Consider the following 23515-nt stretch of genomic DNA (forward strand, 5'->3'; position numbering starts at 1 on the left):
CAATTCTAAGTGAAGTTCCACTTGTGATATGATATGGGAAAGAGGAGGAGATAGACAATGTCTAAAATTTTGGACGAATATCTTGCATCGAATCTGCAGGAACTCAAGGAAAATGGGCTTTATAATGAGATCAATGTCGTAGAGGGCGCGAATGGTCCTGAAATCACGATTGAGGGGAAAAAATTGATCAACCTGTCTTCCAACAACTATCTGGGTCTGGCAACAGACGAGACATTAAAGAAGGTGGCGAAGGAAGCGATCGACTCCCATGGGGTGGGGGCAGGAGCTGTACGTACAATCAATGGAACACTTGATCTGCACGTGGAACTCGAGGAGACGCTAGCCAAATTCAAAGGGACGGAAGCGGCTGTTGCATTCCAGTCCGGATTCAACTGCAACATGGCTGCCATACAGGCCGTCATGGGCAAGGAGGACGCCATCCTATCCGATGAACTGAACCATGCATCCATCATTGACGGATGCCGCCTGTCCCGTGCGAAGATCATCCGTGTCAATCACTCTGATATGGAGGATCTCCGCAGTAAGGCGAAGGAAGCGGTGGAGTCCGGCCAGTACAGGAAAGTCATGTATATCACCGACGGCGTCTTCTCCATGGATGGGGATGTTGCACTGCTGCCTGAAATCGTCGAAATCGCAAAGGAATTCGACCTGATCACATATGTCGACGACGCACATGGTTCAGGCGTCATGGGCAAAGGAGCCGGCACAGTTAAGCATTTCGGTCTGGAGAAGGATATCGATATCCAGATGGGTACACTGTCGAAAGCGATCGGCGTCGTCGGCGGTTATGTGGCCGGCAGCCAGGACCTGATCGACTACCTGAAGGTGGCGGCACGTCCATTCCTGTTCTCCACATCACTGACTCCAGGGGATACGCGCGCAATTACTGAAGCGGTCCGCATGCTGATGGCTTCTACAGAGCTGCATGACAGAGTATGGGAGAACGGCGATTACCTGAAGGAAGGTCTGAAGAAGCTCGGCTTTGATATCGGCAATTCAGAAACTCCGATAACGCCTTGCATCATAGGGGATGAAAAGACGACGCAGGAGTTCTCGAAGCGTCTGATGGAAGAGGGCGTCTATGCGAAATCCATCGTCTTCCCGACGGTTCCGAAAGGGGCAGGCCGGGTAAGGAATATGCCGACTGCGGCGCACACGAAGGAAATGCTGGATGAGGCGCTTGCGGTCTACGAAAAGATCGGCAAGGAATTGAACGTAATCTCATAAATAAGGAGTACAGCAATGGAGCGAATTATCATAACGGGTGCGCTCGGCCAGATCGGCACGGAGCTCACCCTGAAACTAAGGGAAAAGTATGGGGAAGAGAATGTTTTGCCGACTGATATCAAGGAGCCTGAAGGGGAAGCGCTCAAGGGGAAGCCCTTTGAAGTGCTGGATGTCAGGGATCAGGAACGGATGAAGGCACTGGTTTCCGAATTCAAGCCTGATACGATGATGCATATGGCCTCATTGTTGAGTGCGACTGCGGAAAAGAATCCCCAGTTTGCATGGGAAATCAATATGGGCGGTCTGGTGAATGCACTGGAAACCGCCCGGGAATTCGGCCTGAAGTTCTTCACCCCAAGTTCAATCGGGGCATTCGGCCCGTCGACACCGAAGGAGAATACACCTCAGGTCACCATACAGCGGCCGACCACCATGTATGGGGTAAACAAGGTGGCAGGCGAGCTGCTGTGCGACTATTACCATGAGAAGTTCGGCGTGGATACGCGGGGGGTCCGTTTCCCGGGCCTGATCTCGCACGTAAAGGAGCCAGGCGGCGGTACGACGGACTACGCTGTTGAAATCTATTTTGAAGCACTCAGGAATGGACGCTACACTTCATTCATAGACAAGAGCACCAACATGGACATGATGTATATGGATGATGCGATTGATGCAATCATCAAATTGATGGAAGCGGACCCTGGACAGCTCAAGGACCGCAATGCATTCAATGTCAGTGCCATGAGCATCAACCCTGAGATGGTGGCGAATGAAATCAGGAAGCATATTCCCGATTTCGAGCTGGACTACGATGTGGACCCGGTACGCCAGGGAATTGCAGAAAGCTGGCCGAACGCAATAGATTCCACCGAAGCAAAACGCCAGTGGGGATTCGATCCCCGGTACGACCTTGAAAAGATGACGGAAGTCATGCTCGAAGCGATACGAAATAAGTAATGAGAAGGCGTTTTGCCTTCTTATTTTTCTAATTGGGAGGCAAAATGACGCGTGTAATTTTATTTGATAAAGACGGGACGCTGATGGACTATCAGAAGGTATGGACCCCTTATGCAAAACGGTCCATTGAAGCATTTGCACAGGAGTTCGGCCGCCATGACATCAAGGATGAGCTGGCGCACAGGCTAGGCCTGATCGATGGGGAGATTGCACCGAACTCCATACTCGCAAGCGGCACAGGAGAGACCATCCAGAATTATTTCGAACGCTACCAGAAGGGTGGCGGTGAATGGATGAAAGCCTTCTATGAAAAGAACCTCGATTCACTGCGCGACAGCATGGAACTGATTGAGGGCGCAGGGGATGTACTGCATCATCTGGCGGGGGAAGGCTACAAGAATGTCATAGTGACGAGCGACAGCCGCCTCTCGACGGAATATTTCGTACGTAAGTTCTCCCTGGAGGATGTCGTGCACGATGTGGTCGCAGGGGATGATTCCGAGTTCCACAAGCCGGATATACGCATCCTCAATCCGTTGTTCCATAGATATGACTATACCCTCAGGGAGATGGTGATGATCGGGGACAACCGGGCGGATACGATGCTTGGCTATGAACAGGGTCTGCGGACCATAGGCGTGCTCAGCGGGACCAGCCGCAGGGAGGATATGGAAGGCGCTGACATCATACTCGACAGTGTGACCGAAATCATCCGGGATGGCCGCTTCATCATGGCTGAAGGTGGCAGGAGTGATGCATGAAACGTTCATGAAACTGGCTATTGAAGAGGCGAAGAAGGCAGAAGCGCTTGGTGAAGTGCCGATCGGGGCGGTCATCGTCCATGATGGGGCGGTCATCGCCAGAGGCCATAACTTGAGGGAGACGTCACAAAATCCGTTGACCCACGCAGAAGTCATCGCCATCAATCGGGCCAGCGAGGTGGTCGGATCCTGGCGTCTGGAAGACTGCACGCTGTATGTCACACTGGAGCCGTGCGTCATGTGCTCGGGTGCCATCGTGATGAGCCGCATCCCCCATGTCGTCTATGGAGCGAAAGATCTGAAGGGCGGTACGGTGGACAGTCTGATGCACCTTCTCGGGGAACCACGCTTCAACCACAGGGCAGCGGTCACAGGCGGAATCCTGGAAGCGGAGTGCGGCGGGATGTTAAAATCATTCTTCAGAGCGTTGAGGGAAAAGAGAAAAAAATAGCCAGTAGATTAAATTTTCTGATAAAATGAAGTAAAACTAATAGAGGGAGTTTTAGAAGGCTTATGGTCAAACTAATCGCATTGGATATGGATGGGACGCTGCTTGGTCCCAATCATGATATCAGCCGCCGGAATATGGAGGCGATCAATAAGGCGATGGAACGCGGTGTACAGGTCGTTGTAGCCACAGGACGTGCATTCTACGAAGCACATGGCATCATCAGGGAGCTTGAGACACCATTGCCATACATCTGTCTGAATGGGGCCGAAGTACGCAATGAATCGCATGAAATCCTGTTCACCAATGCATTGAATACAGAGCTGATCCATAAAGTTGCAGATGTGTTCCGTGCGGAGGATATCTTCTATCAGATCTATACGGACCGTGCAATCTACACTTCAAGCGTCGAGCGGGATATAGAGATATTCATGGACCTTGCAGGCCAGATGGGCCACCTTGCGAGTGAGGAGCGGATCAGGAACTTCATGGAGGAAAGGCTCGAACGCGGAACGCTGATAGAAACGGATGACTACCGGTCGATATTCGAAAGTGAGGACGAGAATATATTGAAGCTCCTTGCTTCTTCATCGAGCCGTGCGAAACTCGTACGTGCTAAAAATGAACTGAATGAAATCGGCAACCTCGCCGTCTCGTCATCATCTGCAGGGAATATCGAATTGACACATGAAAATGCACAGAAGGGGATTGCTCTTGCCCATATTGCAGAAATCATGGACATCGACATGAAGGACATCATGGCAGTGGGGGATAACCTCAATGACATTTCCATGCTCAAACGTGTCGGCACCGCGGTTGCGATGGGCAATGCGGCTTCGGAAGTGAAGGGCATCGCAGACAAGGTCACTGCGACCAACATCGAGGACGGTGTAGCGCTGTCCATTGAAGAGGCGCTTCATTCACTTGAAGAGAAACAGGAAGCCCAGGCCGGTGAATCGGCCGAATCATAGAATGGAGAGGGACGTCCTCTATTCGTGACGGAACAGAATAATAAATGGCGATTGCTGCCGCAACATCATCAAAGGTACCCGCTTCCATTTATGGAAGCGGGTACCTTTCTATATGCTCTGAAGGTCGGTTCCAGGATGGGCGGCTTCCTCTGCTGGCTCACGCTCGAGCTCCCCCTCCGCCTTGGCAGCAATATACATCCTTTTTGACTTGGCGAGGAGTCCTTCATTGAAGAAAAGCAGGACTACCGCAATCATCAGGACTGCACTGGCGGCATTGATCAGCCAGTAGAGCTCAAAATCATAGAGGAAGCCATAGAAGATTGCGCCGACCGGCATGATGCTCATGGAACATAGGTTCATGACTGAAAACACCCGTCCTTTGACGTGCTGCGGAGTGACGAGCTGGACGAAGAGGTTGATGGGTATATTGATGAACTGCAGCGCCAGGGCAATACCGATTCCGACACTTCCGATGATGAGTATGTGGGAGATGAGGCCCCCATTGAGGTACAGCGGCAGAAGATAGAGGACCACCAGGCCGGCAAATGTCAGCATCCCGCGCTTCATGAGGAGGAAGGGATGGTCAAGTCCTCTCATCCTGGCGACCGCCACGCCTCCGGCAAGCACCCCCAGGCCGCCGATCGCATTGATGATGCCGACCGTCCCAGGCTGCAGTGACAGCTCATGGATCATCATCTTCTCCGGGAAGATCGTTATGACGCCCGCCATGAAGTTGATCAGTGCACCGATGAGCAGAAGGGATTTGAATACTTCATTCCCCGCAATGAAAATGAAGCCTTGGCTGATGTCGCGTTTGAATCTGTCCATCCCTCCGCCCTCATCATTATTTTCCACATTCTCCACTTTGGTGGAGTGGAGCTTGAAGTCCATAAGGAAATCGAGGGCGGCGGAAATGATGTAGGCGATGAGGAAGATCATGATGATGTGATTGAAACTCAGCAGTCCGAACAGTGCACCGCCAAGGATGGGGCCGAGGATGACCGTCGATGAGAGGATGGCAGAAGTGTACCCCATCACCTTCTGTATCCTGTCCTTATGGAAGAGTTCGGTCATGGCAGCCTGAAAGGCATTGGAGATGAATGGCTCGATCATTGAAGTCAGGAATGTGACCGTGTAGATGGCCAGCAGGGTGACGTCATATATCATCGTGTAGAGGAAGAAGCCAAGGAGTATGATGCTGTTCATGGTCTCGCCTGTAATGATGATCCTCCTCTTATTTCCGAAGTCGCTCAAGACGCCGGAAAATGGCAGCAGGAGTACAGTGGTGGCAATGCTGATCGCCATGTTGACCGAGAAGTAGAGTGCCGATCCTGTTTCATACAGGATGTAGTAGCTCACGGCGAACAGGTAGATATATTTCCCGACGCTCAGGACAAAGCGGCTCAAGGCGTAGACAATGAAGTTGAGACGTTCCTGCAAAGGCACCTTTTTATCAAAAACCATTTCCTCACCCCATTTGTTTAATTTAATTAAACTTATTATAATGCCGGAATGGTTGCTTGTCAATTAAAAGTTTAATATAATTAAACTAAAGAAATATGGAGATGAGATTATGACTTTGGGAAAACGCATCAGACAGTTGCGGAAAGAAAGGGATATGACGCTGGTGGATCTGGCAGGCGGCAAAATCACCAAGGGTATGCTGAGCCTTATAGAAAATGACAAGTCACAGCCTTCCATGACGACGCTCTCCCATATTGCGAAGAAGCTCGATGTCTCAATCGGCTACCTCACCCGTGAAGGAGATGAGGAGTGGACGCGGCAGATGTTGGCCGAAGCCGATTTCAGCCATTACTTCTCATTCCCTTTCGAGCATATAGAAAAGAATATTCTCCCCTACCTGGACCGTGTTTCGCAGAGCAGCAAGGGGATGGACCTGTACAACATCATCCGCATCTACTACAGGTATAAGGGGGAGCATGCGACTGCCGATGAATATACGGAAAAAATCGGCAACTTCTACAGGCGCATCGGCATAGAGCATCTCGTCGTGAAGAACAGGCTGAACGATGCCATCTCCCTCATGTACAGCCAGGACTATACGGAAGCCTACAACCGGCTGGTCGATTCTGAAGCGGAGGTCATGGAATTCAAGGCGTATGACCCGCATCTCGAATTGGAATACGTCTATCTGAAGGCCATCTTTTCCGTCCCGGTCGATATGGGGGAGTGCATCCCTCTCGCCAATAGAGTGATTGGGCTGTCCTATGATATGGAGAACTTCAAATACTTCTTTTCGGCCAATATGATACTCGGTTACTATTATGGGCTCGAGGGGGATATGGAGAACCATGGGAAGTATGAGGAACGCCTGAAACAGTACCTTCAATTCAACAGCCAGGAGAAATATGAGCTCGAACTGATTGATGCAGACCATCCCATCACGGTCTTCCATGTACTGGTTGAGGATACGAAGCAGCGCGCCGATCTATATGAGGCATATGTCAGGAAGATCGAAGCACATCACGAAGCTGACAATATACAGTCCAGCAATATGGCGTTCTACCATCCTTTGTTCCTGCTCGAAATGGCCTATTTCAAAAAGGACTACAGGACGGTAGTTGAGAACTATAAGGAAGGAATGTACATCCGTTCGGCCGCGCAGCACCCGATCGACCGCATCATCATGGCCACCCGCTCGTGCATCTACCCGCTCAGCCTGCACCATCTTGGAGAGAGGCGGCAGGCCAGAGAGGCATTCGAGAGGATAGAAGAGACGATCGAGGATATAAAGCATTCCGTCTTCACGAAGGAATTCTCCATGATACGGGACATCATTTTTGAGGGAAACCGGGGTATGGTGCCGAAGGAAAAGTGATATAAGAGCATGGTTTCGGATTTCGGTTTGTAGTATTCAAGTAAGATGGCAGGAAATATGCACTTGTTTTCATGCTGAAATTCCGGGTAGTCTGATAATATTGAAGTTTTTAAAGCGGAGGAGATTCAATGAAGGAAATCGTACGACGGGTACCATACTTCCATATACAATCATGGCGGCAGGAGGTGGAACGCCCATGCTGACTGCAGTGTTGATCCTGCTCCTCGGCATTGTAGTGATCTTCGCGATAATTGTAGCCAATGGCTACTTTGTCGCCCAGGAGTTCGCCTACATGTCTGTCGACCGTTCGAGGCTGGGGGCGTTGGCCGATCAGGGAGACAAGGCGGCCGAAAGTGCTCTGACCGTTACAAAACGTACGTCCTTCATGTTGTCCGGTGCGCAGCTGGGCATCACAGTGACGGGACTGCTCATCGGTTATGTGGCAGAGCCCCTTGTCGGACAAAGCCTGGGGATTCTGCTCGGGGGCGTCGGTGTGCCGCCTGCTGTGAGCATCTCAGTGGGTACTGTGGCAGCTTTGGCTCTGTCCACGATCGTACAGATGATCTTTGGTGAGCTGTATCCAAAGAACCTCGCCATTGCGAACCCAGAACCATTGGCACGGAACCTTGCCCGCTCGACGAATATCTATCTTGCAGTTTTCGGCTGGCTGATAAAATTCTTCGACTGGTCAGCCAATAGTGTACTTAGACTTTTCAGGATTGAACCGGTGCATGATGTCGACAGCAGTGCGACAGCACGTGATCTTGAACATATTGTTGCAGATTCCAGGGAAAGCGGTGACCTGCCTGAAGGGCTGTCGATGATGCTCGACCGCATCCTTGATTTTCCGCAGCAGGATGTCGACCACGCCATGGTCCCCCGTTCACGGACGGATATAGTTGGGCCGGATACATCGATCGGCCAGGTACGTTCGATGATGGCGGAAGCACATACGCGTTATCCCGTCATCAATGATGAGGATGAGCCAGTCGGGGTTGTGCATCTCACCGATATATTGGGGAATGCATCTGACGATGCCCCGGTAACTGGAATCATGCAGCCGCCGCTCGTTGTTCCGACTCTGATGGCACTGCCCGAAGCACGTTCCAATATGGTTGAGACCGAAAATGATCTTGCCTGCGTCATCGATGAGTACGGAGGTTTTATCGGCATCATAACATTGGAGGACCTCTCCGAGGAGCTGGTGGGCGAAATTACGGATGAACACGATGATGAAGTGCCTCCAGCCGTAGAGACTGAGGAGGAAAATAATTGGCAGATGAATGGAGATATTCATATAGACGAAGCGGAACGCGAGATTGGCCATCAGCTGCCGGTAGGCGATTATGAAACCATCGCAGGTATGGTCATTGCGCATTTCGGCAACCTGCCGGATGTGGGGGAAGTCGTGAATATTGAGCTGCCGATAGATCCAGCCGATTTCATACACGATGACCCTATCCGACGCTACCTCGTGGCAGAGGTGAAGGAAGTGGATAAGCATGTTCCCACTTCTGTGTCACTGACCCTCCATGTGTTGGAAAGTGACGAAGCGGATGCAGCTTCATCCGCACTCAAGCAGCAGAGGAGTGACAGAGATGACTAACCCATGGGTTGTTCTGATAGTGACAGCAGTACTGATCGCCTTGACGGCATTTTTTGTAATCATCGAGTTTGCCCTCCTGGGCGCCCGCCGGCATAGGCTTGAAGAGACAGCCGTCACGAGCCGTGGCGCCCGCGCTGCATTGAAATCCGTGAACGAGCTTACTGTAATGCTCGCTGGTGCACAACTCGGTATAACGGCGTGTACTTTCGCACTTGGTGCCGTGACCAAACCGGCAGTGGATTCCTGGCTTTCCCCGTTGTTTGCAGGAATCGGACTTCCCTATTGGCTGGCAGATGGCACATCGTTCTTTCTTTCTCTGCTGGTCGTTACATTCCTGCACCTGGTGGTTGGTGAAATGGCGCCAAAATCATGGGCCATCGCCCATCCGGAGAAATCGGCGATCATGGTCAGCCCGCCAGCCCGTGCATTCATTTGGGTCTTCAGGCCCCTTCTGAAATGGGTCAATGACATTGCCAACCGTCTCGTCAAGCTTTCAGGGGTGGAACCGGTTGAAAGTGCAGCCGTCGGTGGGCAGAATGCTGCAACAATACGCCATCTCGTAGAGCATTCTGCACAGGTGGGGACGCTCGATGCATCAATGCGCACTCCGATATCAGGCGCGTTGGACCTTGAAACCTTGAAAGTGGATGATCTGGTTGCGGACGGAAGGCAGCCGACAGCCGTTCCTTCTGACGCAACAGTCCGTGAGCTCCAGAAGGCAACAGCGCAGTCCGGCCATAAGCGCATTCTTGTAATGGGGGACGAAGAGGAGGCCCCCCTTGTAGTACACGTAAGGGATACGTTGCTGGAAGCGGAGGAGCGTCCAGTGAAAGAAATTGCACGCCCCGCTTTTATACTTGAATCGGGTACGCTGGTGCATGAAGGGCTGAGGCGCATGCGGCAGTCGAGTGAGCAACTGGCAGTAATAATGGATGGTTCGAAGTTCATTGGAATCATGACCATCAATGATGCATTGGATAATATCCTGCCGGCTGCAGAAGGTAGGCAACAATAGTTCGTGTCCTTGTGCTAAAAAGGAAGGATACATCAAAAATAAAGGCCAGCGCATGTGCGCTGGCCTCTATTTCTATTTGATATCCCATAACCGTCGTGTGACGGGGACGGGGAAACTTATTTCTGGTATGACATTCTGCTGAAGGCATCATGCTGGTGGATGCTTTCTTCGTTGCGGCATTCGAGCTCGAAGCCTTTGACCCAGTCGAGTTCGACAAGATCATAGGCGATGAGGCGGATGAGGTCTTCGACGAAGCGCGGATTTTCATAAGCACGTTCTGTGACCATCTTCTCGTCTGTACGCTTCAATATCGGGTAGAGCTGGGAGGATGCATTGATTTCAAGGAGTCCGTACAGCTGCTCCTTATGGTCTTCCGGAAGTTCCGCATCCGGATCGATATCAAGCATCACCTTCACGTACCCGCGCTGGTTGTGTGCACTGTATTCGCTGATTTCCTTCGAGCATGGGCAGAGCGTTGTAACCATCGCCGTCATTCCAAGCTGCTTATGCTCGACGCCGGATTCGGAAATCCTCATGGAGTACTCGACGTCTGCATGGGCCATACCGCTGAGCATCGTATGAGGGCTTGGTTTTGAGAAATACCATTTCCCCGCTCCCGTGACTTCAGCTTCGTCCTGGTGCATGCGTACGCGCAATATTTGAAGGACATTTTCCAATGTATCGAAAGTGAGCGGTACGCCGCCGTCATTCTCGGTCTCCAAGGATTCAAGGATGCGGCTCATGTTGATGCCTTTTTCGTTCCTTCTCAAGCTGGTGGCAAGTTCAAAGGTGCCGACGGACTGGAAGCCGCCGATGACTACGGGATAGCTCAGGTTGTTGATGCCGACGGAATCGACTTCGAAAAGGAAATCTTTCTTCGAACTCTGCAGATCCACCATCATTTCCTTTTCTACGGGTTTCGTGCCTTCGATCGGATCGACGGATCCGAAGTGTCTGAAACGTGCCTCTCTAGTACTAAGATCCAATTGTTCCATGTGTCTACTCCTTAATCTATATCATAACTGTAGAATGTTTCATTCTGCATCCACATCTGGCGTGCGGCTTCACTCTCCTGCGTGTTGCCGGCCAGTGTCTTGAGCAGCGGGCCGGTCTGTGATTCATGGGCCGCCATGATCTTCTCTTTGCGTTCCTCATATCCTTCGATGCTGACGACGATGTCCGGTTCGCCGAGGTCCTTGAGTGTATCGTTGCTGAAGGCGACGAGCTGGAGCACCGGACGTTCTGATGCGGGCATCTCCGATACGGCTTCGACTACCGCTTCTGCAGTGGCCTCGTGGTCAGGGTGGACGGAATAGCCGGGATAGAAGGTGATGATCCGGGTGGGACCGAGTTCATCGATCATATCCCTGACGACACCTTTCAGGTGGCCTGGCGGCTCGAACTCGAGCGTCTTATCCCGATAGCCGAGGAGCCTGAGGTCATCGAGGCCGATCAGCCGGGCACTTTCCTCGACTTCCCTTTTGCGTATTTCGTGCAGTGACTCCCGTGTTGCGAACGGGGGATAGCCAAGATTTCTGCCCATGTCCCCGAATGTCAGGCAGGCATATGTCACCGGGACTCCCATGTCCACATAGCGGCTCATCGTACCGCTCACACCGAAAGCTTCATCATCGGGGTGGGGGAAGATGACGAGTACGTGATTTTCTTTTTCCATGGTATGCCTCCTATTTAAAGAATTCTTTTGTAGAAATTTCAAGTGCGCTTGCGAGCTTGCCTTCATAATTGAAGCCATGCATGATGAATTCATTGTTCTCATTGACTTCGAAGTGTGTGAGGCCAAGCACATAGACCCAGCCGCCGTTGTCGAGTTTCAGGCCGACACGGTACTGGCCTTCGTCACCACCCCTGATTGCACCCTGAGTGTAGTTCACCGGGACATTCCTGAGGAACATGCCTGCATTGAATACCTGGTCATCCAGATGGCTCGCATACATCCCGCTCGTCACTTCGACGTGGATATATACCTTCTTGTCCTGGTAGCTGTTCAAAAGCTCCTGTACCTCTTCGCGGTTGATCTTCTCCATTGTGTGAAACGCTCCTTAAAACAGCATACACAAAAGAGATAGGCGTGCTATCTCTTTTGTGGCTGTAGCTATATCTGTTCTTCTGTGACTTCGATCTGCTCTACAGTATTCGCTGCACCATGGCGGACGACGCCGACATGATCGTTCATCTTCCAGCCGTTCTTGATGGCTGAAGTGACGAAAGCTTTGGCGTTCTTGATCGCTTCAAGCGGCTCCTGTCCATTGGCAAGGTTAGCCGTGATGGCCGCTGCGAACGTGCATCCGGCACCATGGTTGTAGGAGGCGTCAATCTTGTCGCTTGAAAGCAGGTGGAATGCCTTGCCATCATAGTATACATCGACAGCCTTTTCACCTTCGATCTCGGAGCCGCCTTTGATGATGACGTGCTGTGCGCCTTTGGAATGGATGACTTCTGCGCATTTCTTTGCGGCATCCAGAGTCTTCGGCGTCTTGTATCCGGCAAGCTGTCCCGCTTCAAAGAGGTTTGGTGTCACGACTGTTGCATGCGGGAGCAAGTGCTCGACCATCGCGTCAACAAGGCCCGGGTTGAGGACTTCGTCGTCGCCCTTGCAGACCATGACAGGGTCGATGACGAAATGCTTCGCTTCACTGTTGAGATAGGCATCCTTGCTGCGCTCGATGACCTCTTCTGAAGGGAGCATGCCCGTCTTTATCGCATCCGGTGAAATTGAAAGTGCTGTCGCAATCTGTGCGTCAACGACATTGAGTGGTATTGGATTGACACCATGGGACCATGTTTCAGGGTCCATCGTCACAATCGTAGTCAGTGCCGTCATGCCATACGTTTCATGTTCCTGGAATGTTTTCAGGTCGGCTGCAATGCCTGCACCGCCACTTGTATCTGAACCTGCAATTGTGAGTGTTTTTTTAAGTGCCATGAGTTGAATTCCTCCAATGTCATTAATAATGATATTTTACTATAACGAGGGGTATATTTCTAGAGACATGCTTGATTAGATGATATAATCAAACTTTAGACAGAGGTGAGGATCATGAAATGGGAAGATGTCTTCCAATCGATAAAAGAAGAGAGCGACTTTTCCAATCTGGAATCGACACTTGAAGAGAAATACGAGTCGGGGGAAGTGTTCCCGCCGCGTGAACAGATATATACAGCATTCGAACTGACACCGCTTGAAAATGTGAAGGTCGTCATACTGGGACAGGATCCCTACCATGGGAAAGGCCAGTCGCACGGCCTTGCCTTTTCAGTCAATGACGGCGTCAAAATACCGCCATCCCTGAGGAATATGTATAAGGAGCTGGAATCGGACCTCGGCATCAAAAGGACGACCGGCAGCCTGAAGGACTGGGCGAGAGAAGGCGTACTGCTGCTCAATACAGTATTGACCGTTGATGCCAACCAGGCGAATTCCCACCGTGGACTCGGCTGGGAACCGTTTACGGACGGCGTCATCAGCCATGTATCGGACAACCTGGAGCATGTGGTGTTCATCCTCTGGGGCAAGCCGGCCCAGAAGAAGGAACGGCTGATCGATACATCGAAGCATTGTGTCATCAAGTCGACCCACCCAAGTCCGCTGTCGGCACACAGGGGTTTCTTCGGCACCCGTCCATTCAGCCGGGCCAATGAGTACCTGGAGGCGCATGGGAGAGCTCCTGTGGACTGGAGTGAACAGGAATGAGGCAGGAAATCATTGCAGAACTGAAGCAGGAGCTCCACAGGATGGAAGTGGCCAGCCAGCCGCATGAATTCGAGAAGCACCTGTATGCGATGGAACGGCTGCTCGGCCTGCTGAAATCGGAGACGGGCAGCGTGCAGCACCCCGCCCCGCCGGCTGGAGCGCAGGATGGGCAGATGCTGTCGGAAGAGGACCGCATGATGCTCGAGCAGATGGGCGGCAAGGTGTCCGGAACGAAGCCGGCGCCGGCGACCCGCGAAACACTCAGGACAGACGATGGCTTCGGAAACGGCGAGTCACTGTTCGATTTCTAGATTGATTCAAAGGAGAAAAGGAAATGAAGACTTTCATCATACTCGGGGCGGTCAATGCATTCATATCGGTTGCGCTCGGAGCCTTCGGGGCACACGGCCTCGAAGGGAAGATCAGTGAGCATTACATGAGTGTCTGGGAAAAGGCAGTGTCCTACCAGATGTACCACGCACTTGGACTTATAGCGGTCGGCATCCTCGTCCAGGCGACGGGAGCACCGCTGCTCGGGGCAGCCGGATGGCTGATGCTGCTCGGCATCATCTTCTTCAGCGGCTCCCTGTATATCCTTGCGGTCAGCGGCATCTCCATACTCGGTGCCATCACGCCGATCGGCGGGGTACTCTTTCTGGCCGGATGGGTATGCCTCATCATCGGTATGATCAGGCTGTAATACCTTATCGGACTCCATTTGGTGGGGTCCTTTTTTTATGCTTAAAATCCAAAGTGCATGTTTACATCTTCTGCATATTGGTATATACTTATATACATAACTATATAACTAGTTAGGAGGGGTGCATATGGCGGGGGTGCTCAATGACAAGAAGCCCATCTTTGAACAGATCAAGGATTGGATCAGCGACCAGATCATCGATGGGACGCTCAAGGCGCATGACAGGATTCCTTCCACAAATGAAATCGTCCAGTTCTATAAGGTGAACCACCTGACGGTGGCAAAAGGCGTCAATCAGCTCGTCGATGAAGGGGTCATCTATAAGAAGCGGGGGGTCGGCATGTTCGTCGCACCCGAGGCGAGGGGTGTGCTGCTCAACGGCAGGAAAGAGCGTTTTGTCAGTGAATATTTGAAACCGATGATCGAGGAAGCGGAGAAGCTTGGCCTTACCAGGCAGGAGATTGAAGGATTGATTCATGAGATGGAGGGGAATATGGATGTCGAATAGTGTATTGGAAATCAAAAATGCGTCCTTGAACATAAAGAAGGATACGATACTGGAGGACGTCAGCCTGAAGATGGAGACGGGCAGGGTCTACGGGCTGCTCGGCAGAAATGGCGCAGGAAAGACATCATTGCTGTCACTGATCGCCTCCTTCAGGAAACCGACACGCGGGGTGGTGACGATCGACGGCCAGGATCCGTACGAGAACGCCGATCTGATGCCCAAGGTGGATTTCCTCTACGAAGCCGACTACTCTGAGGAATACCGGACACCTGAGGATTTCTGCAGAATGACGAAGCGATACAAGGAGGATTTCGATACCGATTATGCGTATGAACTGCTCGATGGCTTCAAGATCGATCGCAGGAAGGCGCTCAACCGCATGTCAAAAGGGCAGCAGGCCGCGGTGAATGCGGTGCTCGGTCTTGCATCGAATGCACCGGTCACCATTTTTGACGAGGTGACGAACGGTATGGACGCCCCATCAAGGGAGTATTTCTACCAGCAGGTGGTTGAAGCGAATGCACGCACCCCGAGAATCCTGATCCTCTCCACCCATATCGTATCCGAGATGGAATATCTGTTTGATGAGGTCATCATCATCCATCAGGGGAGGGTGATGATGCAGGAGCCGCTGGATATATTCCTTGAGCGTGGCTTCAGGGTCACCGGGCCGACGGAGAAGGTGTCCGAATTCACCCGTGGGATGGATGTGCTTGCGACCGAGCATCTCGGGCCCACCCAATCCGACATGGTGCTTGGGCATCTGGAAGAGCCGCAGAAGCAGGAAGCGCAGTCGCGTCATTTGAACATTGCACCTTTGAAACTGCAGGAATTATTTATCAGAATGACTGAAGACAGGGAGGGTGTACAATGAATAATAGACTGAAACTGGCAACGATGGACTTTTCGAAGGAGATCGCCAAATGGACCATGTGGTACTTGCCGATCATGGCTGTGATATATATCCTTGTATCACTGTTCGTAAATGAGACCGAAGTGAATGAGATGTCATTCTATGCGATGGCATCCTCTGCCAATCGCATCTTCATGCTTGTAGCAGGAATATTGGCGGTATTCATGTTCCTGGAACTTGCAATCAGCCTTGGTCTGACACGTAAGACTTTCCTAAATGCCATGATTCTGACAGGTGGGGTGGTGACGATCGGCCTGGCAGTCGTAACGTGGATCCTGTCGCTTGTTCTCGGCATGATGCCATGGTTTGGAGATGGCATCGTCGCAGCCGATACGGTGGCCGGCCCGCTGGCCCATATCGTCTCGCACCTGATAACGGCATATGTGTTCTTCCTGGCCGGCTTCATCATCAGCATCGGATTCTACCGCGGTTTCCTCGGCGGCATGATCGCCATTGTGCTCAGCCTCGGCATTACGGCTGCGATCGATGCGATGTGGACATTCCAGACTGCAGGAACGTTCTTCAATATGGAGATGGCGGGATACGGCTCCGGCAATCTGCTGCTGACGATCATATTCAGCATCCTGCTCATACTGTTCACCATTGCGGTACTTCAATCCCTCATCCGTTCCGTGCCTGTCAAAGTGAAATAGAAAAAAGACCTCCCCATCATGGACGTGATCCATGCGGGGAGGTCTTTCTATTTCAGGCGGTAGGGGGTTACTGCTTGCCTCCGCCTTTATTTTTACGGTTCTTGAATTTCCTGATTATGAATGGCAGTGCCAAAGGGATGAGTCTGCGAAGTAGACGGCCCATCTTGATTCCTCCCAACTCTCTCTCGATAAGTGTATTTATTTATATATAGCCACGTGAGAGTGTATTGAAACCTGAAACTTATCTGAAAAAAGCGGATAAGGAGTCCGTCGGCAGATGAACACCTACGAAGAAGTCTCCGAAGTCGCCGTAACGTGCGGATACTTCATCAAATCTCATTTCATAGATCAGTTTCTTGAACTGCAGCATATCATCGGAGAAGAGGGTTACGCCCCATTCATATTCGTCGAGGCCGATGGAGCCCGTGATGAACTGCCTCACTTTGCCGGCATAGCTGCGGCCGATCATGCTGTGGGAACGCATGAGTTCACGGCGCTTCTCCATATCCAGCATGTACCAGTTGTCGTCTCCCTGACGACGCTTGTCCATCGGGTAGAAGCAGATGTACTTCGATTTCGGGACTTCCGGATAGAGGCGCTTCCTGACGAATTCGTTCTGGTAAGGGTCTTCACCGGAATCTTTCGCCAGATAGTTGCTGAGCTCGACGATGGAGACATATGAGTAGGACGGGATGAGGAAATCACTGATCTGGAGCTTGTTGAATTCGAGCTCCAATGTATTGAGTTCATCGACCGTCGGGCGCAGCATCCATAGGATCAGGTCCGCTTTCTGCCCAGTGATGTTATAGAAGGAATAGCTGCCTTCATTCTTCTGGTGCACTTCCTCCTGGCGTTCGAGGAATCCCTTCAGTTCTGACACAAGAGTGTTCAATTCTTCCTCTTCAAGCAGACGGAGGGACGGCCAGTCCACATTGTAAAGCAGGTGAAGGCTGTACCAGCCATCGAGTGTTTGTGCAGCTTCATTCATTTGTGTATCTCTCCTTTTTTCATATCTCCCTCCATCTTACTCCATAAGAAAACGTTTTAAAAGCAGATAGGGATGAAATAATGTGACAAAAAGAGTATAATATGGCGTATGCAAAGGCTAACCAAGGAGGATATTATGAGTCAATTTCTAGAGAATCTCAAATCTAACCTGGAAGATAGAAATATGGAAATCGTTTTTCCGGAGGGCACAGATCCAAGAGTCCTCACTGCCGCTGTGGAACTTGCGGAAACGACATACGTCAAACCGATTGTACTCGGGGATGCGGCTGGAATAGAGGCCCTGGCTGAAAAAGAGGGGCTGGATATCAGTAAGCTCGATATGATCGACCCAGCCACCTATGAGGACAAGCAGATGCTTGCAGATGAGTTCGTGAAACGTCGCAAAGGCAAGGTGACATCGGATCAGGCACTCGAAATACTGAATGACGTCAACTACCTCGGTACGATGCTCGTATATACGGGGAGGGCCAAAGGCCTTGTATCCGGTGCAGTCCATTCCACTCCCGACACGGTGCGTCCGGCGCTCCAGATCATCAAGACGAAGCCTGGTGTGACCCGTACAAGCGGTGTATTCTTCATGCTGCGCGGCGATGAGCTGTATGTCATGGGGGACTGTGCCATCAATCCGGAGCTGAATGCAGAAGAGATGGCTGAAGTTGCTGTGGAAGCGGCAAAGACGGCAAAGAGCTTCAGTATGGACCCACGGGTTGCATTGCTGAGCTTCTCTACAAGAGGGTCTGCAAAGACGGAAGAGACGGAAAAAGTGAAGCTTGCGACACAATACGCGAAGGAGAAGCTGCCTGAAGTGCCGATCGATGGAGAACTCCAGTTTGATGCAGCCTTCGTTCCAAGTGTAGCCGAAAAGAAGGCACCCGATTCCGAATTGAAGGGGCGTGCAAATGTATTCATATTCCCTTCCCTTGAAGCCGGCAATATCGGCTATAAGATTGCCCAGCGCCTCGGCGGCTTTGAAGCCTATGGACCCATCCTCCAGGGGCTGAACCAGCCGGTCAATGACCTTTCCCGTGGATGCTCCAAGGATGAAGTCTTCAACCTTGCACTGTTCACTGCCACACAGGCGCTGACACAGGACGATGCATAGGCTGTTCCGGGAACACTGGCACTATGTGCCGATTGAAACGACACCCCATCCTTACATGTCATTTGCCATGGATGATGTGCTTCAGGAGATTGTGAGTACAGATGGTGTGCCGAGGTTCAGGGCATGGGTCCATCATCCCTATGTCATCCTGGGACTGCATGATGCACGGCTGCCCCATCTCACGGATGGGCTTTCCTATCTGGAAGAGGCTGGATTCGACTATATCGTGAGGAACAGCGGCGGCCTTGGTGTTGTGCTCGACACGGGTGTGCTGAATGTTTCGCTCATCCTTCCGAAATCGTCAGCTGCCCAGATTGATGAGGGATACGATATGATGCTGGAGCTTGTCCGGGAAGCCTTCCCGGATACGGAAATAGAAGCGTATGAAATTGAGCACAGCTACTGCCCCGGCAGCTATGATCTGAGCATCGATGGGCGGAAGTTTGCAGGAATCTCCCAACGGAGGATCAAGCAGGGTGTCGCCGTACAGATCTATCTGTGTATTACGGGTAGTGGTGCGGAGCGCGCTGAAATAATGCGTAATTTCTATGAGGCGGCCAAGAAAGGGGAGGACACGAAGTTCTCCTACCCCGACATCCATCCAGGCGACATGGCTTCGCTGAACGAGCTGCTCGGTACGGAGCTGACTGTCGATGGTGTGCTCGAGCGCATGCTCGGCATCATCCGCAGGGAGGGGCGTCTTGAACCGCTCCCGGATATGGATGCGGCAATGCGGGACCGTTACCATCATCATATAGAACGTATGAAGCAGCGGAATAAGGATATCCGTTCGGAAAAAGAAGATATGAAATGAAGAGGTCATCAATGGATGGCCTTTTTTGTTGGGTAAACGCAACATGGAGTATCATGACGATAGAAATACGGGCGTTTAACTCTTCCGTGGGGTGGAATATATCCTGTAAAAGGAGTGGATATGAATGGCTGATGAAAAAAATAAAAGAATGACCACAGAAGAAGATGAAGAAATGCTCAAACATCAGAAGGAACGCGGGCTTGAGGATGAAGTCAAGGAAGATGTCCCTCCAGACAGCCCGCCAAGCCAAAGGGGCAAAGAGGAGGCCGAAAGGAAAGAGGACGTGCAGAAGCAGAAGAATGAGAAGCGTCCCCTCGGCAATGAAGAAGACAAGTAGCATCTTCCAATGCGCATGGTACAGGGCTGCCCATCTTTGGTAGCCCTTATTTTTATGATATTATAGGGGCATAGGAGGGCAGTGGGATGACAATCAGTGAATATGGCAAAAAACAGCTTGTAGAAGAGAAGGTTTTCAAAGACCCGGTGCATCGGTATATTCATGTGCGGGATCAGGTGATATGGGACCTGATCAAGACGAAGGAGTTCCAGCGGCTGAGACGGATCAAGCAGCTCGGCACGCTTTATTTGGCATTCCATTCTGCAGAGCATTCCCGGTTCAACCACTCGCTCGGCGTCTACGAAATCGTACGGCGCATGGTGGTCAACTTCCAGGAGTTCGAAGAATGGAATAATGATGATCGGCTGCTGGCCCTGGCCGCGGCACTGCTCCACGACCTCGGTCATGGACCGTTTTCCCACTGCTTTGAGACGATATTCGATACGGATCACGAGGAATTTACGCGTAAGATCATCCTCGGAAATACGGAAGTGAACGAAGTGTTGAAGCGGGTGAGTGTGGACTTCCCGCTTGAGGTCGCCAAGGTCATCGACAAGACGCATGAGAACAGGCTGGTCATCAGCATGATATCGAGCCAGATCGATGCCGACCGTATGGACTACCTCCAGCGTGATTCCTATTATACAGGCGTAAGCTACGGCAATTTCGATATGGAGCGCATACTCCGTGTCATGCGCCCGAGCCGGGAGGAGGTCATCATCAAGGAGAGTGGTATGCATGCCGTTGAAGACTACTTGATGAGCCGTTACCAGATGTACTGGCAAATCTATTTCCATCCCGTATCGAGGGGTGGGGAAGTCCTTTTGAACCTCGCCCTGAAGCGGGCGAAGCACCTGCACGAAACGGGTTATACATTCAAGCAGGCGCCAAAATACTTCATACCATTCTTCTCGGGGGAAGTTACCGTCGAAGATTACCTGCGGCTGGACGAGATGGTCGTCAACTTCTATCTTCAGGAGTGGATCCATGAAGATGATCCGATATTGAGTGACTTGGCGCACCGGTTCGTCAACAGGGACCTTTTCAAATACCTCCCGTTCGATGGCTCGGTCATCACCATTTCCGAACTCGAGGCCCTCTTTGAGAAGGCAGGCATCGATCCCGACTACTACTTCTTCAGTGATTCCTATTCGGACCTGCCCTATGATTATGACCGTCCCGGATCGAAGAGCAACCGCAGGCCGATCCACCTGAAGCGGAGCAATGGGGAACTGCGTGAAATCAGTACCCAGTCGGCCATCATCCACAGCATAACCGGCGTCCACCGCATGGATTCGAAACTTTATTACCCAAGAGAAAAGATATTGCAGATAGAGGACCTTGAAGTCAAAGGTGAAATTATAAATCTACTTAATGAATTGGCATAGGAGTATGATAATATGACGAATGATTCTAATGGCAAGAAACCTGGATTCCAGTTCAATATCCTCAAGAATGACCCGCTTGATGGGCACAAGGGCCAGAATATCGGCTCCATCAGCCTGGAGAACGTCGCCCCCGTATATGTGAATAAAGATACGGGTGAAGTGTTCATCGATATGGGCGGATTGCATGCGCGCGCTGAAGTGGAGCGCCGTGTGAAATGGGTGACGGACAGATCCGAAGTCGAAGGTGAGGATGCGGAATCCTACTGGCTGGTATGGGTGAGTGTGGAACGCATGGATGTCGGACCCGTATACAGCGGGGTTGCGGCATGCTTCGAGATGGTCAACAGGACGAAGCGCCGGGGATACAAGCTGATGCCTGAGCATGTCAACATGATGGACCGTTCCATGAAAGGAAAGATCGATCTGAACGAAATGGATCCGGCCAGCCGCTCTGCCCTGAAATCCTTCCTGATATCCCACAATGAGGAGATATGGAACAACTCGGAAGCGCTGCAAAAAGAGATGGAAAATGACTAAATTGTGACGGTATTGTGTCAAAGCGATAAAAAGATTGCAGATTGGTCTGCCGAAATATAAAATATATGTAGTTATATGCGATATAACTAGGACACGGTGGCCAGGAGAAATCCTGGCCACTTTTTTTGTTCTGCTACGCCTCCGTGCGGGTATGGTCCAATAAGGATTCGAAGGAGGCGTAAATTAATGAGGGATATGAAGAAAAGGCTCGATTCCCGGACAATCGAGACATACAGGGAGATGCTTCATGCGGACGGATCGGCATTCGCCGAACGCTTTGCCGGGCTACATAGCAATGAACAGTACCAGATTCTGAGGTCCTTCAGCAGAGCGGAGCAGGCAGCGGTATTTGAAGTCATTTCACCGGAGGCATTTGCACAGGTCTTCAAATGGTTTTCCCGCAGAAGGCAGCTGAAGCTGTACGGGATCATGGCGGAGGATTACCGTATACGCATGCTGGAACGTCTGGCGACCGATGACACGCGTCGTTTCATCGAGCCGATGGAGGAAGCGGACCAGCAGGAGATCCTCTCCCGATTGAGCCCGACCAAGCGGCGGTACATGGAGGAGCTCCTGCAGTATGACCAGCACAGCGCCGGGAGCATCATGCGGAAGGAATTCGTCCGAGGGGCACCCGAGGATGATGTGAACATGATGGTTGAAAAGCTGAAGACGGATACGACGACATATGAAGCGATGCATTTCGTCTATGTGGTGGACGATGACCAGCAGCTGATCGGACTCGTTGCATTGCGAGATCTCCTCATTGCCGACGATTCACGGAAACTGAAGGAGATATGCGATACATCGGTCCATACCGTGACCGTCGACATGGACCAGGAGCAGGTGGCCCATATCATGCAGGACTATGACATCATTGCCGTCCCGGTCGTGGGTGCAGACAATGAACTGCTCGGCATCATCACGGTGGATGACATCATCGATATCATGGAGTTCGAAGCGACGGAGGATGTGGGGGAACTCACCGCCTCGCGGGGTACGACGGACATGAATGTCTCCCCTTTTGGGGCCGCCAGGAAACGGGCGCCATGGATCATGCTCCTCATGGGCCTCGGGCTGATTACGGCAAATGTCATCGGTGCGTTTGAGGAGACGCTCGAATCGGTCGTCCTGCTCTCCTTCTTCATCCCGCTCGTCATGGACGCAGCGGGCAACACGGGGACGCAGTCGCTCGCAGTGATGGTGCGGACGATATCCACAGGGGAATACCAGAAGCATGGCCTGTGGCGCACGCTGGGACGGGAGCTTGGCGCCGGGGTGATGGTCGGCACGGCGAGCGGAATCACGATCATCACACTGATCCTGGTCTTCTATCAGGAGCTGTGGCTCGCATTCATCGTCGGCATCTCACTGCTCCTGACGCTGAGTGTTGCAACGGTCATCGGTACAATCATGCCGATCATCATCAGCAAGCTGAAGATAGATCCGGCTGTTGCGAGTGGCCCGTTCATCACGACCCTGAATGATATCATCGGACTGTTCATCTACTTTTCAATAGCGACCACCCTGCTGCAGATATAGGCGTAGTCTACATTATGCCGGTATGTTATAATTTACCTTACTTGTAGGTGATATTATGGATAAGAAGGAAACAATGTATCGAATCAACCAGGTCGTCGATATGAATGGCGAAAGGAAACGCTATGAACAGACGGTCACTGCTGAAGTGCTGGAGCGGAAGGACCGCTACCTCCGCTACACGGAGCAGCTGGACGACTATGAAATTGATGTGGTGATGCGTGTCGGTGATGATTTCATCAAGATCCAGAGGCGCGGCATCATCAATATGAATTTTCATTTTCAGCAGGGGGAGGCGACGGATACGTTCTATGAGTCTCCGGCGGGGAAGCATCATTTCCGCATCAATACGACCGCGCTCGACATCGGGGAAGTGACGATTGAGATCCGTTACGAATTGTACGACCATAACGGCAAACTCGGGGATTATCATTATAAAATCAGGAAAGTAGGGTAAGC

The 23515-nt window shown here is 51.6% G+C and carries 27 protein-coding genes; 21 read left to right on the forward strand and 6 right to left on the reverse strand.

Translation table 11 applies throughout. The annotated features are described in order from the left end of the window. Positions 1-57: 57 nt before the first annotated feature. From LLU09_RS07450 to LLU09_RS07470, 5 genes are all read left to right on the forward strand, one after another. Positions 58-1248 (forward strand): glycine C-acetyltransferase, encoded by a 1191-nt coding sequence (locus LLU09_RS07450; protein WP_040106270.1) that lies wholly within the window; start codon positions 58-60, stop codon positions 1246-1248. Positions 1249-1263: 15 nt separating this feature from the next. Continuing rightward, positions 1264-2205, forward strand: coding sequence for an L-threonine 3-dehydrogenase (locus LLU09_RS07455; protein WP_040106269.1), 942 nt, complete (start codon positions 1264-1266; stop codon positions 2203-2205). A 44-nt stretch (positions 2206-2249) separates the two neighbouring features. Further along, entirely contained in the window at positions 2250-2966 is a 717-nt protein-coding gene (locus tag LLU09_RS07460) for an HAD family hydrolase (RefSeq protein WP_228311199.1), read from the forward strand. Then, on the forward strand, positions 2959-3417 hold the full coding sequence (tadA, locus tag LLU09_RS07465; RefSeq protein ID WP_228311200.1) for a tRNA adenosine(34) deaminase TadA: 459 nt from the start codon (positions 2959-2961) through the stop codon (positions 3415-3417). The genes LLU09_RS07460 and tadA overlap by 8 nt, the downstream gene beginning before the upstream one ends. Before the next feature lie 62 nt (positions 3418-3479). Next, entirely contained in the window at positions 3480-4385 is a 906-nt protein-coding gene (locus LLU09_RS07470; RefSeq protein WP_228311201.1) for a Cof-type HAD-IIB family hydrolase, read from the forward strand. 108 nt (positions 4386-4493) lie between these two features. On the opposite strand, the gene LLU09_RS07475 is transcribed toward LLU09_RS07470, so the two are convergent. Then, positions 4494-5849, reverse strand: a complete 1356-nt coding sequence (locus tag LLU09_RS07475) for an MFS transporter (protein ID WP_228311202.1) — start codon at positions 5847-5849, stop codon at positions 4494-4496. Positions 5850-5958: 109 nt separating this feature from the next. Between LLU09_RS07475 and LLU09_RS07480 the strand changes: the two genes are divergently transcribed. From LLU09_RS07480 to LLU09_RS07490, 3 genes are all read left to right on the forward strand, one after another. After that, entirely contained in the window at positions 5959-7224 is a 1266-nt protein-coding gene (locus tag LLU09_RS07480) for a helix-turn-helix domain-containing protein (RefSeq protein WP_228311203.1), read from the forward strand. 196 nt (positions 7225-7420) lie between these two features. After that, positions 7421-8830 (forward strand): hemolysin family protein, encoded by a 1410-nt coding sequence (locus LLU09_RS07485; RefSeq protein WP_228311204.1) that lies wholly within the window; start codon positions 7421-7423, stop codon positions 8828-8830. Beyond that, entirely contained in the window at positions 8823-9845 is a 1023-nt protein-coding gene (locus LLU09_RS07490; RefSeq protein ID WP_228311205.1) for a hemolysin family protein, read from the forward strand. Before LLU09_RS07485 ends, LLU09_RS07490 begins: the two co-directional genes overlap by 8 nt. A gap of 116 nt (positions 9846-9961) precedes the next feature. On the opposite strand, the gene folE2 is transcribed toward LLU09_RS07490, so the two are convergent. The 4 genes from folE2 to thiD all read right to left on the reverse strand — a co-directional run bounded on the left by folE2 (position 9962) and on the right by thiD (position 12789). Then, the gene (gene folE2 / locus LLU09_RS07495; protein ID WP_228311206.1) at positions 9962-10840 is read right to left on the reverse strand and encodes a GTP cyclohydrolase FolE2; all 879 of its coding nucleotides are present in this window, start codon (positions 10838-10840) and stop codon (positions 9962-9964) included. 11 nt (positions 10841-10851) lie between these two features. Next, on the reverse strand, positions 10852-11520 hold the full coding sequence (bshB2, locus tag LLU09_RS07500) for a bacillithiol biosynthesis deacetylase BshB2 (RefSeq protein WP_040106261.1): 669 nt from the start codon (positions 11518-11520) through the stop codon (positions 10852-10854). 10 nt (positions 11521-11530) lie between these two features. Next, the gene (locus LLU09_RS07505) at positions 11531-11890 is read right to left on the reverse strand and encodes a DUF1806 family protein (protein ID WP_175287886.1); all 360 of its coding nucleotides are present in this window, start codon (positions 11888-11890) and stop codon (positions 11531-11533) included. Between the two features lie 68 nt (positions 11891-11958). Continuing rightward, entirely contained in the window at positions 11959-12789 is an 831-nt protein-coding gene (gene thiD / locus LLU09_RS07510) for a bifunctional hydroxymethylpyrimidine kinase/phosphomethylpyrimidine kinase (RefSeq protein WP_228311207.1), read from the reverse strand. 114 nt (positions 12790-12903) lie between these two features. Between thiD and LLU09_RS07515 the strand changes: the two genes are divergently transcribed. The 6 genes from LLU09_RS07515 to LLU09_RS07540 all read left to right on the forward strand — a co-directional run bounded on the left by LLU09_RS07515 (position 12904) and on the right by LLU09_RS07540 (position 16331). Continuing rightward, positions 12904-13557, forward strand: a complete 654-nt coding sequence (locus tag LLU09_RS07515; protein WP_228311208.1) for a uracil-DNA glycosylase — start codon at positions 12904-12906, stop codon at positions 13555-13557. Then, on the forward strand, positions 13554-13868 hold the full coding sequence (locus tag LLU09_RS07520; RefSeq protein WP_228311209.1) for a DUF5327 family protein: 315 nt from the start codon (positions 13554-13556) through the stop codon (positions 13866-13868). Before LLU09_RS07515 ends, LLU09_RS07520 begins: the two co-directional genes overlap by 4 nt. Before the next feature lie 23 nt (positions 13869-13891). Further along, positions 13892-14257, forward strand: a complete 366-nt coding sequence (locus tag LLU09_RS07525) for a DUF423 domain-containing protein (RefSeq protein ID WP_040106256.1) — start codon at positions 13892-13894, stop codon at positions 14255-14257. A gap of 127 nt (positions 14258-14384) precedes the next feature. Then, positions 14385-14765 (forward strand): GntR family transcriptional regulator, encoded by a 381-nt coding sequence (locus tag LLU09_RS07530; protein ID WP_228311210.1) that lies wholly within the window; start codon positions 14385-14387, stop codon positions 14763-14765. Beyond that, on the forward strand, positions 14755-15639 hold the full coding sequence (locus LLU09_RS07535; RefSeq protein WP_228311211.1) for an ATP-binding cassette domain-containing protein: 885 nt from the start codon (positions 14755-14757) through the stop codon (positions 15637-15639). The genes LLU09_RS07530 and LLU09_RS07535 overlap by 11 nt, the downstream gene beginning before the upstream one ends. Continuing rightward, entirely contained in the window at positions 15636-16331 is a 696-nt protein-coding gene (locus LLU09_RS07540) for a hypothetical protein (RefSeq protein WP_228311212.1), read from the forward strand. The genes LLU09_RS07535 and LLU09_RS07540 overlap by 4 nt, the downstream gene beginning before the upstream one ends. 241 nt (positions 16332-16572) lie before the next feature. On the opposite strand, the gene hemQ is transcribed toward LLU09_RS07540, so the two are convergent. Further along, the gene (gene hemQ, locus LLU09_RS07545) at positions 16573-17319 is read right to left on the reverse strand and encodes a hydrogen peroxide-dependent heme synthase (protein ID WP_228311213.1); all 747 of its coding nucleotides are present in this window, start codon (positions 17317-17319) and stop codon (positions 16573-16575) included. 135 nt (positions 17320-17454) lie between these two features. Here hemQ and pta point away from each other — a divergent pair, with 135 nt between their 5' ends. From pta to LLU09_RS07580, 7 genes are all read left to right on the forward strand, one after another. Beyond that, a complete protein-coding gene (pta, locus tag LLU09_RS07550) occupies positions 17455-18441 on the forward strand; it encodes a phosphate acetyltransferase (protein ID WP_228311214.1) in 987 nt (328 codons plus the stop codon). Continuing rightward, the gene (locus tag LLU09_RS07555; protein WP_228311215.1) at positions 18434-19255 is read left to right on the forward strand and encodes a lipoate--protein ligase family protein; all 822 of its coding nucleotides are present in this window, start codon (positions 18434-18436) and stop codon (positions 19253-19255) included. Before pta ends, LLU09_RS07555 begins: the two co-directional genes overlap by 8 nt. Positions 19256-19379: 124 nt before the next feature. Then, entirely contained in the window at positions 19380-19592 is a 213-nt protein-coding gene (locus tag LLU09_RS07560; RefSeq protein ID WP_228311216.1) for a hypothetical protein, read from the forward strand. Positions 19593-19678: 86 nt separating this feature from the next. Then, the gene (locus LLU09_RS07565; RefSeq protein WP_228311217.1) at positions 19679-20980 is read left to right on the forward strand and encodes an HD domain-containing protein; all 1302 of its coding nucleotides are present in this window, start codon (positions 19679-19681) and stop codon (positions 20978-20980) included. A 12-nt stretch (positions 20981-20992) separates the two neighbouring features. Next, positions 20993-21517 carry a YwhD family protein gene (locus LLU09_RS07570; RefSeq protein ID WP_228311218.1) on the forward strand — a complete coding sequence of 175 codons (525 nt, stop codon included), beginning with the start codon at positions 20993-20995 and terminating at the stop codon, positions 21515-21517. A 186-nt stretch (positions 21518-21703) separates the two neighbouring features. Beyond that, the gene (mgtE, locus tag LLU09_RS07575) at positions 21704-23059 is read left to right on the forward strand and encodes a magnesium transporter (RefSeq protein WP_228311219.1); all 1356 of its coding nucleotides are present in this window, start codon (positions 21704-21706) and stop codon (positions 23057-23059) included. Between the two features lie 73 nt (positions 23060-23132). Continuing rightward, positions 23133-23513 (forward strand): YwiB family protein, encoded by a 381-nt coding sequence (locus LLU09_RS07580; RefSeq protein WP_228311220.1) that lies wholly within the window; start codon positions 23133-23135, stop codon positions 23511-23513. The last annotated feature ends 2 nt before the right edge of the window (positions 23514-23515 follow it).

Source organism: Salinicoccus sp. RF5 (genome assembly GCF_020786625.1).
Lineage (GTDB): Bacteria > Bacillota > Bacilli > Staphylococcales > Salinicoccaceae > Salinicoccus.

Bases quoted from the DNA above. Each gene is read 5' to 3' on its own strand.
- LLU09_RS07450 (WP_040106270.1), top strand. From the start codon at position 58: ATGTCTAAAATTTTGGACGAATATCTTGCATCGAATCTGCAGGAACTC.
- LLU09_RS07455 (WP_040106269.1), top strand. From the start codon at position 1,264: ATGGAGCGAATTATCATAACGGGTGCGCTCGGCCAGATCGGCACGGAG.
- LLU09_RS07460 (WP_228311199.1), top strand. From the start codon at position 2,250: ATGACGCGTGTAATTTTATTTGATAAAGACGGGACGCTGATGGACTAT.
- tadA (WP_228311200.1), top strand. From the start codon at position 2,959: ATGCATGAAACGTTCATGAAACTGGCTATTGAAGAGGCGAAGAAGGCA.
- LLU09_RS07470 (WP_228311201.1), top strand. From the start codon at position 3,480: ATGGTCAAACTAATCGCATTGGATATGGATGGGACGCTGCTTGGTCCC.
- LLU09_RS07475 (WP_228311202.1), bottom strand. From the start codon at position 5,849: ATGGTTTTTGATAAAAAGGTGCCTTTGCAGGAACGTCTCAACTTCATT.
- LLU09_RS07480 (WP_228311203.1), top strand. From the start codon at position 5,959: ATGACTTTGGGAAAACGCATCAGACAGTTGCGGAAAGAAAGGGATATG.
- LLU09_RS07485 (WP_228311204.1), top strand. From the start codon at position 7,421: ATGCTGACTGCAGTGTTGATCCTGCTCCTCGGCATTGTAGTGATCTTC.
- LLU09_RS07490 (WP_228311205.1), top strand. From the start codon at position 8,823: ATGACTAACCCATGGGTTGTTCTGATAGTGACAGCAGTACTGATCGCC.
- folE2 (WP_228311206.1), bottom strand. From the start codon at position 10,840: ATGGAACAATTGGATCTTAGTACTAGAGAGGCACGTTTCAGACACTTC.
- bshB2 (WP_040106261.1), bottom strand. From the start codon at position 11,520: ATGGAAAAAGAAAATCACGTACTCGTCATCTTCCCCCACCCCGATGAT.
- LLU09_RS07505 (WP_175287886.1), bottom strand. From the start codon at position 11,890: ATGGAGAAGATCAACCGCGAAGAGGTACAGGAGCTTTTGAACAGCTAC.
- thiD (WP_228311207.1), bottom strand. From the start codon at position 12,789: ATGGCACTTAAAAAAACACTCACAATTGCAGGTTCAGATACAAGTGGC.
- LLU09_RS07515 (WP_228311208.1), top strand. From the start codon at position 12,904: ATGAAATGGGAAGATGTCTTCCAATCGATAAAAGAAGAGAGCGACTTT.
- LLU09_RS07520 (WP_228311209.1), top strand. From the start codon at position 13,554: ATGAGGCAGGAAATCATTGCAGAACTGAAGCAGGAGCTCCACAGGATG.
- LLU09_RS07525 (WP_040106256.1), top strand. From the start codon at position 13,892: ATGAAGACTTTCATCATACTCGGGGCGGTCAATGCATTCATATCGGTT.
- LLU09_RS07530 (WP_228311210.1), top strand. From the start codon at position 14,385: ATGGCGGGGGTGCTCAATGACAAGAAGCCCATCTTTGAACAGATCAAG.
- LLU09_RS07535 (WP_228311211.1), top strand. From the start codon at position 14,755: ATGTCGAATAGTGTATTGGAAATCAAAAATGCGTCCTTGAACATAAAG.
- LLU09_RS07540 (WP_228311212.1), top strand. From the start codon at position 15,636: ATGAATAATAGACTGAAACTGGCAACGATGGACTTTTCGAAGGAGATC.
- hemQ (WP_228311213.1), bottom strand. From the start codon at position 17,319: ATGAATGAAGCTGCACAAACACTCGATGGCTGGTACAGCCTTCACCTG.
- pta (WP_228311214.1), top strand. From the start codon at position 17,455: ATGAGTCAATTTCTAGAGAATCTCAAATCTAACCTGGAAGATAGAAAT.
- LLU09_RS07555 (WP_228311215.1), top strand. From the start codon at position 18,434: ATGCATAGGCTGTTCCGGGAACACTGGCACTATGTGCCGATTGAAACG.
- LLU09_RS07560 (WP_228311216.1), top strand. From the start codon at position 19,380: ATGGCTGATGAAAAAAATAAAAGAATGACCACAGAAGAAGATGAAGAA.
- LLU09_RS07565 (WP_228311217.1), top strand. From the start codon at position 19,679: ATGACAATCAGTGAATATGGCAAAAAACAGCTTGTAGAAGAGAAGGTT.
- LLU09_RS07570 (WP_228311218.1), top strand. From the start codon at position 20,993: ATGACGAATGATTCTAATGGCAAGAAACCTGGATTCCAGTTCAATATC.
- mgtE (WP_228311219.1), top strand. From the start codon at position 21,704: ATGAGGGATATGAAGAAAAGGCTCGATTCCCGGACAATCGAGACATAC.
- LLU09_RS07580 (WP_228311220.1), top strand. From the start codon at position 23,133: ATGTATCGAATCAACCAGGTCGTCGATATGAATGGCGAAAGGAAACGC.